Origin of the sequence: Streptomyces brasiliensis (assembly GCF_014647875.1) — a bacterium.
Classification (GTDB): domain Bacteria; phylum Actinomycetota; class Actinomycetes; order Streptomycetales; family Streptomycetaceae; genus Streptomyces; species Streptomyces brasiliensis.
On record NZ_BMQA01000072.1, the window covers coordinates 23,722 to 31,504 of the forward strand.

At 69.7% G+C, this 7,783-nt stretch carries 7 protein-coding genes; 1 reads left to right on the top strand and 6 read right to left on the bottom strand.

Features of this window, described 5'->3' with window-relative positions:
- Positions 1-23 precede the first annotated feature (23 nt).
- The 5 genes from IEZ19_RS42810 to IEZ19_RS42830 form a co-directional block, all read right to left on the bottom strand.
- Positions 24-1,244: an NAD(P)/FAD-dependent oxidoreductase gene (locus IEZ19_RS42810; RefSeq protein WP_189316814.1), complete on the bottom strand. Its 1,221-nt coding sequence runs from the start codon at positions 1,242-1,244 to the stop codon at positions 24-26.
- A 1-nt stretch (position 1,245) separates the two neighbouring features.
- Positions 1,246-1,434, bottom strand: a complete 189-nt coding sequence (locus tag IEZ19_RS42815) for a ferredoxin (protein ID WP_189316815.1) — start codon at positions 1,432-1,434, stop codon at positions 1,246-1,248.
- Between the two features lie 27 nt (positions 1,435-1,461).
- Positions 1,462-2,667 (bottom strand): cytochrome P450, encoded by a 1,206-nt coding sequence (locus tag IEZ19_RS42820; protein WP_189316816.1) that lies wholly within the window; start codon positions 2,665-2,667, stop codon positions 1,462-1,464.
- A 423-nt stretch (positions 2,668-3,090) separates the two neighbouring features.
- On the bottom strand, positions 3,091-3,840 hold the full coding sequence (locus IEZ19_RS42825) for a cache domain-containing protein (protein ID WP_189316817.1): 750 nt from the start codon (positions 3,838-3,840) through the stop codon (positions 3,091-3,093).
- Positions 3,830-4,603, bottom strand: a complete 774-nt coding sequence (locus tag IEZ19_RS42830; protein ID WP_229841496.1) for a FadR/GntR family transcriptional regulator — start codon at positions 4,601-4,603, stop codon at positions 3,830-3,832. Before IEZ19_RS42830 ends, IEZ19_RS42825 begins: the two co-directional genes overlap by 11 nt.
- A 181-nt stretch (positions 4,604-4,784) precedes the next feature.
- On the opposite strand from IEZ19_RS42830, the gene IEZ19_RS42835 reads away from it, so the two are divergent.
- Positions 4,785-6,302: an APC family permease gene (locus IEZ19_RS42835; RefSeq protein ID WP_189316818.1), complete on the top strand. Its 1,518-nt coding sequence runs from the start codon at positions 4,785-4,787 to the stop codon at positions 6,300-6,302.
- 62 nt (positions 6,303-6,364) lie between these two features.
- Here IEZ19_RS42835 and IEZ19_RS42840 read toward each other — a convergent pair whose 3' ends face one another.
- Positions 6,365-7,585, bottom strand: coding sequence for an RNA-guided endonuclease InsQ/TnpB family protein (locus tag IEZ19_RS42840; RefSeq protein WP_189316819.1), 1,221 nt, complete (start codon positions 7,583-7,585; stop codon positions 6,365-6,367).
- Positions 7,586-7,783: the final 198 nt, after the last annotated feature.

Here is a 7,783-nt window from a genome sequence, read left to right on the forward strand (position 1 = left end):
GGTTCCTCGCGAAAGTGGGACGGTCAGGCGGCAGCGGCAAGGGCGGTGAAGGCCTCTCGCAGCTCGCGCTGACGGGCAGGAGGGAGGTTGATCGCGACGGTGCCCACGTGCTCGGACCGCCGGTGGTAGGTGGCCAGCACACCGCCGTGGAGGTGGTCCGGGTCGCCCTCGTGCAGGCGGACCTCGTCGGCGAGTGCGGGCGATCCGAAGCTCTGGAATCGCAGGTCGAGTTGGTCGCTCCAGAACGAGGGGACCGGAGTGAAGGGGGTGGGGTCGGCTTCCCGGCCGGCCAGCTGCGCGGTCAGAGTGGCCGCCGCGCGCTTGGCTGTGTCGGCGGGGATGGACCAGTGCTCGACACGGCGGGGAAGAGCGTCGAAAAGGGGATTGGGGAAGCGGGCGATGTCGCCGACGGCGACCATACGGTCGGCTCCGGCGGCCCGGAGCAGGTTGTCGCAGAGGATGCCGTCGCCGAGGTCGAGTCCGGGATTGCCAGCCAGCCACTCGGTGTTGGGGAGGGAGCCCACGGCTTCGATCACGATGTCGGCGCCGAGCGTGGTGCCGTCGTCGAGGTCGACCGCCGAGACCTGCTCCCGGCCGAGGATGCCGGCGACGGAGCGGCCGGTGTGGAAACGGATACCGGCGGTCTCGTGGTGCCGCTGTACGGCCTGCGCCAGCTCTGCGCCGAGGACCCGGTTCATCGGCGCCCCGGCGGGCTCCACGATGCTGACCCGGCAGCCCAGCCGGAGCGCGGTCGCGGCGACCTCGCAGCCGACGAAGCCGGCACCGACCACCACCACCCGTGCCTCCGGCCGCAGTTCGCCGCGCAGCCCGACACAGTCCTGCAGAGTGCGCAGGACGTGCCGGCCGACCGCCGGGCCGGGCAGTGGGAGCCGCCGCGGGCGCAGTCCGGTCGCCGCGACCAGGCCGTCGAAGCCGAGCTCGGTGCCGTCGGACAGGGTCAGCCGCCGCTGCTCCAGGTCGGCGGCGGTGACGGCCCGGCCGAGGCGGAAGTCCACGTCGTCCACCAGGGCCCGGCGCCGGAAGGCCACCGACGCGTGCAGCTGCTCGGCGGAGTGGTCGCCGGGGGCGGCGAGTATCTCCTTGGACAACGGGGGGCGGTTGTAGGGGGGATGGGGTTCGTCGCCCAGGACGGTGATCGGTCCGGTGTGCCCGGTCGCCCTCAGCTGCTCGGCCGTGCGAAGGCCGGCCAGGGAGGCGCCGACCACGGCGATGTGGCCAGACATGTCAGTCCTGGATGAGGATGGCCTGGACGGGGCAGACGTCCGCCGCCTCCTCGGCTTCGAAGCGCTGTGACTCGTCGGGGTTGCCGTCCCAGACGAGCTTGCCCTCCTCGTCCATCTGGAAGACGACGGGCGCGGCGATCGCACACTGGCCGTGGTCCTGGCACTTGGCCAGGTCGACGATGACCTTCATGGCAGGGCTCCTCTCGGTGTCGGCCGCTCAGGCGGCCGGGGTGAAGGTGATGGGCAGGCGGATCGGGCCGGTGTTGCCGGAGTCCGGCAGCCACTCGTCCCCGCCGTCGGGCCGTGGGTCGCGCATCCGCCGGGCGAGCAGCGGCAGCGCCTCGCTCATGTCGCTGCGGGCGACGAAGTGGCCCAGGCAGTGGTGCGCGCCGCCGCCGAAGCCGAAGTGCGGTTTGCGTTCGGCGGCGATGTCGAAGGAGTACTCACCGAAGACCCGGGGGTCGGTGCCGGCCGACTCGCTGAAGAGGTGGACGGTGGTGCCCGCCGCGATGTCCAGGTCCTGGAAGCTGAAGTCCTCGCGGGCCTCACGGGTGACCCAGGTGACGGTGGGGTTCACTCGCATGACCTCCTCGACCGCCTTGCCGCCCAGCTCGGGTCGCTCGGCGAGGAGACGCCACTGATCCGGGTGGCGCATGAAGGTCTGCATGGCCAGGCCGAGTTGGTTCCGGGTGGTGTCGAAGCCTCCGAAGATCAGCAGCAGCAGGCCGTCGCGCAGTTCGGTGTCGCTGAGGGTGTCGGAGTCGCGGTGGGCACGCACCAGCGCGGAGACGAAGTCGTCCCGCTCGTTGCGCCGGCGGTCGGCGATCAGCTCGTCCGCGTAGGCGTAGAGGTTCGACAGCGCCGCCTCGATCTTCGGCATGTCCTGACGGATGGTCACGCCCATGGCCAGGCCGATGGTGGCGGACTCGCGGGCGATCACCGGCCATTCGGTCTCGGGGATGCCCAGCATGATGGCGATCACCCGGGCCGCGTACGGTTCGGCGAACTCGGAGACGAACTCGCAGCGGCCGGGTTCCTGGAAGCCGTCGATCAGCTCGGCGGCGAGCGTCTGGAACCGGGGCACCAGTCCGCCGATCAGCTTGGGCGAGAAGGCGGGGTTCATCAGCCGGCGCAGCCGGTGATGCTCCTCGCCCTCCTTGTTGAGCACCCAACTGGCCCACCAGTCGGCGAACGGGCCCTCGGTGATGCCGTTGTGAGCGGGCCAGGCGGCGCTGCCCTGGCGCAGCTTCGGGTGCTTGAGCAGCCGGCTGACCTCCTCGTAGCGGAGTACGGCCAGGCCGTAGTTGGTCCGCGCGTACCAGCTGCGTTCGCGTGCCTCATGCACGGCGGCGGACTTGATCGAGAAGCTCGGGTCGGTGACGTCGAAGTACGGCGCTGCGTTCACTGCGGCGGTGCCCGTCACGGGGCCTCCAACTGTCTGTCGGGGCGGGTGAGTGAGCTGAATACTCTAAAACTAGAGTTTGGATGTCAATGGGTCGGCGAAAATGGCCGCCCGGGTCTTCCGGTACGACAGTCAGGGGTCTGTGCGCGGCCCATGCCGAGGGCGGATCAGGCGCCCACTGGTGCACCCCGTCCGCGCCCGGACGCGTCTGACCAGGGGCGTGGGGGGGCTGCGTGCCCGGTCAGGAGGACGCTGTAACCGGGCGGTGTGTCGAGCGGGGCGAGCGCGCGGGGCGCGGGGAACCGCCGCCCCAGCCACTACCGAGGTGCAGGGACGCGAATGAGCTGCCATGCTCCTGACATGGACAGGCGTGGCCCGAGCAGCGCACCCCGGGAGGTCGCTGGGAGGTGCCTGCGCAGCGAGCGTCTGCCGGCCGAGCCGGAGCTACTCGAGGTCGGCCAGCCCCAGCACCCAGCCGCTGTCCAGCCCCACCTCGCCCGCGGCGAGGAACACGCCGTCACCAGCCTGCGGCACGCACGGCAGCCGGGAGCCCACGAGCCAGCGCGAGGTGTTCGCGGCCACTATCCGGCGCTCCGCACCGACCAGCACAGCGTCGTGGCCGGCCCGGCGCAGCAGACCCAGCAGCCGGGGTTCCAGATCGCTCATCCGCAGATCCGTCCCGGCCACGCCGAGGAACTCGTCGCCGTCGATCACAGGAACGGTGAATGTGCAGATGTAGCTGTCCGCGGCGGAGTAGTCCACATAGGGACCGAACACCGCGCGCGCGGAGTGGTCACGGGCGGCCGCGTACCACTCCATCTCGAAGTAGTCGTAGACATCCACGCAGGTCGGATCGAGGTTGAGCCGCATCGGGACGAAGCCGGTCGCTCCCCGTTGCCACCACTGGATGTGCCGCTCGCGGTCCGGCAGCAGCCCCGCCGCCGCCAAGAAGCCGAGGCCGTCCGCCTCCGGGTGCTCGCTCAGCCACTGCTCCACGGTCGGTTTGAGGCCCGCCAGGTCGGCCGCCCCGAAAACGCCGCCCGCCGCCTGCACCACACGCCGTCGGCGGACGATCTCGCCGGCGACCGCCTCCGGACCGGTGAACACCGCTGCGAGGAGGTCCCGCACCTGCTGCAGCAGGGTGTCCAGCACCAGTGCCGCGGCGCCCTGTGGCGCACCGGACTCAGTTGCCATCAGACACCTCCACAGATTCCCGCTCGACCATCCGGAGATGCAGCTCGATGAGCCGGCGCAGGTTGCGCTGCACATGGCGCTCGGCCAGGGCTCGTGCCCGCTCCCCGTCCTCCTCCGCGATCGCGGTGGCGATGGCGTGGTGCTCGGCGATCACTTCGTCCAGCTCGCGCTCGGACTCGTAGGAGAGCCAGAGCAGGCCGGCCGTACGGGACTGTATGTCCACCTCCAGGCGGGTCAGCCGCTCCGACTGGGAGGCGATCGCCACCTCGATGTGGAACCGGCTGTCCGCACGGATCCGCGCGCCGAGCCCGTCGGCCCTGGCCAGCTGTTCGACCAGGTTCAGCAGCCGCCGCAGGCTGGCGGCCGAGGCGCGCTCGGCTGCGAGCCGGGCCGAGGCGCCCGAAACGGCGAACTGCTCGTCGGCGAGATCCCGCAGCTCGGAGACGGTCGTGGAGCGGATCCGCTCCACCAGCGGCTCCTGCGGAGGGTTCGCCGGGCGCCGCACAAAGGTGCCGCCGGTGCGGCCGCGTCGCGTCTCCACCAGTCCCTGCTCGCGCAGTACCGCCAGAGCCTCCCGCAGAGTCATCGGCGACACCCCGAGCTGGTTGGCGAACTCCACCTCGGTCGGCAACTGCTCGCCGTCCACCACCAGCCCGAGGTGGATGGCCTCGGTTATCCGCTGAACGACCTCGTCGGTGCGTCCGGCCGCCCTGAGCGGCGAGATCAAGGAGGCGCGCATCACGGGTGTGCCCTGTGTCGCCACGGCCCCTCCTTGCGTGATCCCGCCGCCGAACCCTTGTGCAATAACCCATGCGCTTGTAGTTTTTCGCTCCACACCGCACCGGGCCCCCGCATCATAACCAGCCCCGGTCGATGAGTCGTCGGCATGCATGCCGCTTCAGGACTGACGCCCCACCCTCTGGTACGAGAACACGGGAGCCAGCATGAGCCCCATCACCCCACCAGACCCCGTCGACAGCGATGCCGCGCATCTGGCCTCGCTCGGGTACGAGTCCGAGTTCAAGCGGGACATGAGCCCATGGGCCAATTTCTCGCTCGGATTCACCTACCTGTCCCCGGTCGTCGGGGTGTACTCACTGTTCGCCTATGCGCTGGCGAGCGGCGGCCCGCCGATGATCTGGAGCTTTGTGATCGTCGGCCTCGGCCAACTGCTCGTCGCGCTGGTGTTCAGTGAAGTCGTGGCGCAGTTCCCGGTGGCGGGCGGCGTCTACCCCTGGGCACGTCGACTGTGGGGACGCCGGTGGGCGTGGATGACCGGCTGGATCTATCTGATCGCGCTGATGTGCACCATCGCCAGCGTGGTGTACGGCGCGGGCCCCTACATCGCCACCACCTTCGGTTTCACGCCCACGGTCAACACCACCATCGTCTGCTCCCTGGCGATCCTCGCACTGGCCACCCTGATCAACTTCCTGGGCACCCGCGTGCTCGCGGCGGCGGCCGTCATCGGCTTCTCGGCCGAGATCATCGGAGCGCTGGCCGTCGGTGGTTGGCTGCTCGTCTCGCACCGGCATCACAACCTCGGCGTGCTCTTCGACTCCTTCGGCTCGCAAGGCAGCCACAGCTACCTGTGGGCCTTCGCGGCGGCCGGACTCATCGGTGTCTACCAGTACTACGGTTTCGAAGCCTGCGGCGACGTCGCCGAGGAGGTGCCGGACCCGGGCCGCCTGATCCCCAAGGCCATGCGCCGCACCATCTACATCGGCGGCGCCGCGGCCACCTTCGTGTGCCTGGCCCTGGTGCTCTCGGTCGCCGACATTCCGGCGGTCATCGCAGGCCGGGACGTCGACCCGGTGACCACGTTGCTGGACAGCGCCTTCGGCTCGGTCGGCTCCAAGATCGTACTCGCCGTCGTACTCCTGTCCTTCCTCTCCTGTGCCATGAGCCTGCAGGCCGCGGCCAGCCGCCTGGCGTTCAGCTACGGCCGGGACGACATGATCATGGGGAGCCGTCTGCTGCGGAAGTTCTCGGACGCCCGGCACGTCCCGCCGTACGCGCTGCTGCTCGCGGCGGTGCTCCCGGCACTGATCGTGATCGGCTCCAAGGTCTCCACCGACGCTCTGGCCAAGGTCATCAGCTTCGCCGCGGTGGGCATCTACCTCGGTTTCCAGATGGTGGTGCTCGCGGCGCTGCGGGCCCGGCTCAAGGGCTGGCAGCCCAGTGGCAAGTACCGGCTGGGCAAGTGGGGCCTGCCCATCAACATCGCCGCCCTGGCGTACGGGGTCCTGGCCATCGTCAACATGTGCTGGCCGCGCACCCCCGGCGTTCCCTGGTACGACAACTACATCGTGCCGCTCTCCGCGGTGGTGGTGGTCGGTGCGGGCCTGCTGTACATGGCCGTACACCGCAGTTACGGCCGCAGCGACGCGCCGTACGACGATGCGATCCCCAAGCCCGCCCAGGGACCGGCCCGCGCAGAGCCGGAACCGTCCAAGTTTTGAAGGCTCCCCTCCCTGAAGGGAGGGGTTCTCCACCCTCCAGGGCTGATGTGGGGATTCACGGCTCAGGCCGCCACCTGAGCCGGCGGCTCAGGAGGTCTTACGCCCTCGGCACCGTCCGGGTTCCAACCTGCCCGGACCAGCATCACACGGGCGGAGTTCTTGTCCCTGGGCGAGACGGCTCCGCACGCGGTGCAGGCATAGGTTCTCATCGAGAGAGGTAGTGCGTGCTTGGTTCTCGCTCCGCACTGCGCACAGTCCATCGTGGTGTGCGCCGGGTGCACGAGACGGACGTCCCGTGCGTGCTTGCGCCCCATCTCGACCAGAGCGCGTTTGGTGGCGGCGATGGCGGCATCGGCCGCCTTGCGGGCCATCGTGGTCTTCGCGAGGAACTGCGGCCTAAAGTCCTCCACCGCCACCCCGTCATGATCACGCATCACGGACTTGGCCCACTTGCGGCCGGTGTCCTCCCGCTGCCGCGCGACCTTCTTGTGCAGCTTCGCGGCCTGTACCTGCGCCTTCCGGCAGCCCTTCGATGCGGGCCGGCCCTTCGGGCGTCGGCGCCGGGCCATCATCCGCTGGTAGCGGGCGAGCCCCTGCGCGGCCCGCTTGCCGTGCTCGGCATGCGGGAGATCGTAGGCGTCATCCGTGGTGATGGCCGTCTCCTTCACACCCCAGTCCACCCCGAGCACACGCCCCGTGCGGGCAAGCGGTTCGGTCCGCGCGGGGGCAACGAAGGACACATACCAGTGCCCGAGCGTGTCCTGGTACACGCGCACACTCGACGGCTCGGCCGGAAGGTCCCGCGACCACACCACCGTCAGCACGATCTGGCCCGCAAGGTGCAGACGACCGTCCTTGAGGCGGAAACCGCGCTTCGTGTAGTTCAGGCTCGGCCTGGCCTCCCGCTTCTTCTTCCAGCGGGGCATCCCGGCCCGGCGGTGCTGCGCAAGCCCGTCCTTGATGTCCTTCAGCGCCTTCGCCCTCGACTTGGCGAAGTCCCGAATCACCTGCTGCTGCGGCACCGAGGCACCCGCAGCCAGCCACGGCGTCACCCGACGCGCCTCGGTCAGCATCCTGTCCAGCTGAGCCGGACCACACGTCAGCTTCTCACCTGTGGCCTTGCCGAGCTGGTGGACCTGCTTCGACTTGGCCACGCACTCGTTCCAGAGCCACCGGCAGCGGTCCCACTCCGCTTCAAGTGCGCGCCGCGCGGTAGCAGACAGGCGCACACGGAAGGAGTACCGGGCATGCCCGGCCCCCTCCGTGGTCGCGTCTGTCGTCATGCATCCGAACCTATATGGGAGGACTGACAGTTGAGGCCTCTTGATCGCCACGGGCTCGCTCACCTCGTCGCGGGTGGACGGTCTTTCGCCCTGGAGGCGAAACCCCTATTTCCTGTCCTGCTCCGCAGGAGTCCGATTCCTCCCCGGCCTGAAGGACTTTGTTGGCGGATTCGCCCTTGGCGATCGTGTTTGGTCGGG

Bases quoted from the DNA above. Each gene is read 5' to 3' on its own strand.
- IEZ19_RS42810 (WP_189316814.1), bottom strand. From the start codon at position 1,244: ATGTCTGGCCACATCGCCGTGGTCGGCGCCTCCCTGGCCGGCCTTCGC.
- IEZ19_RS42815 (WP_189316815.1), bottom strand. From the start codon at position 1,434: ATGAAGGTCATCGTCGACCTGGCCAAGTGCCAGGACCACGGCCAGTGT.
- IEZ19_RS42825 (WP_189316817.1), bottom strand. From the start codon at position 3,840: ATGGCAACTGAGTCCGGTGCGCCACAGGGCGCCGCGGCACTGGTGCTG.
- IEZ19_RS42835 (WP_189316818.1), top strand. From the start codon at position 4,785: ATGAGCCCCATCACCCCACCAGACCCCGTCGACAGCGATGCCGCGCAT.
- IEZ19_RS42840 (WP_189316819.1), bottom strand. From the start codon at position 7,585: ATGACGACAGACGCGACCACGGAGGGGGCCGGGCATGCCCGGTACTCC.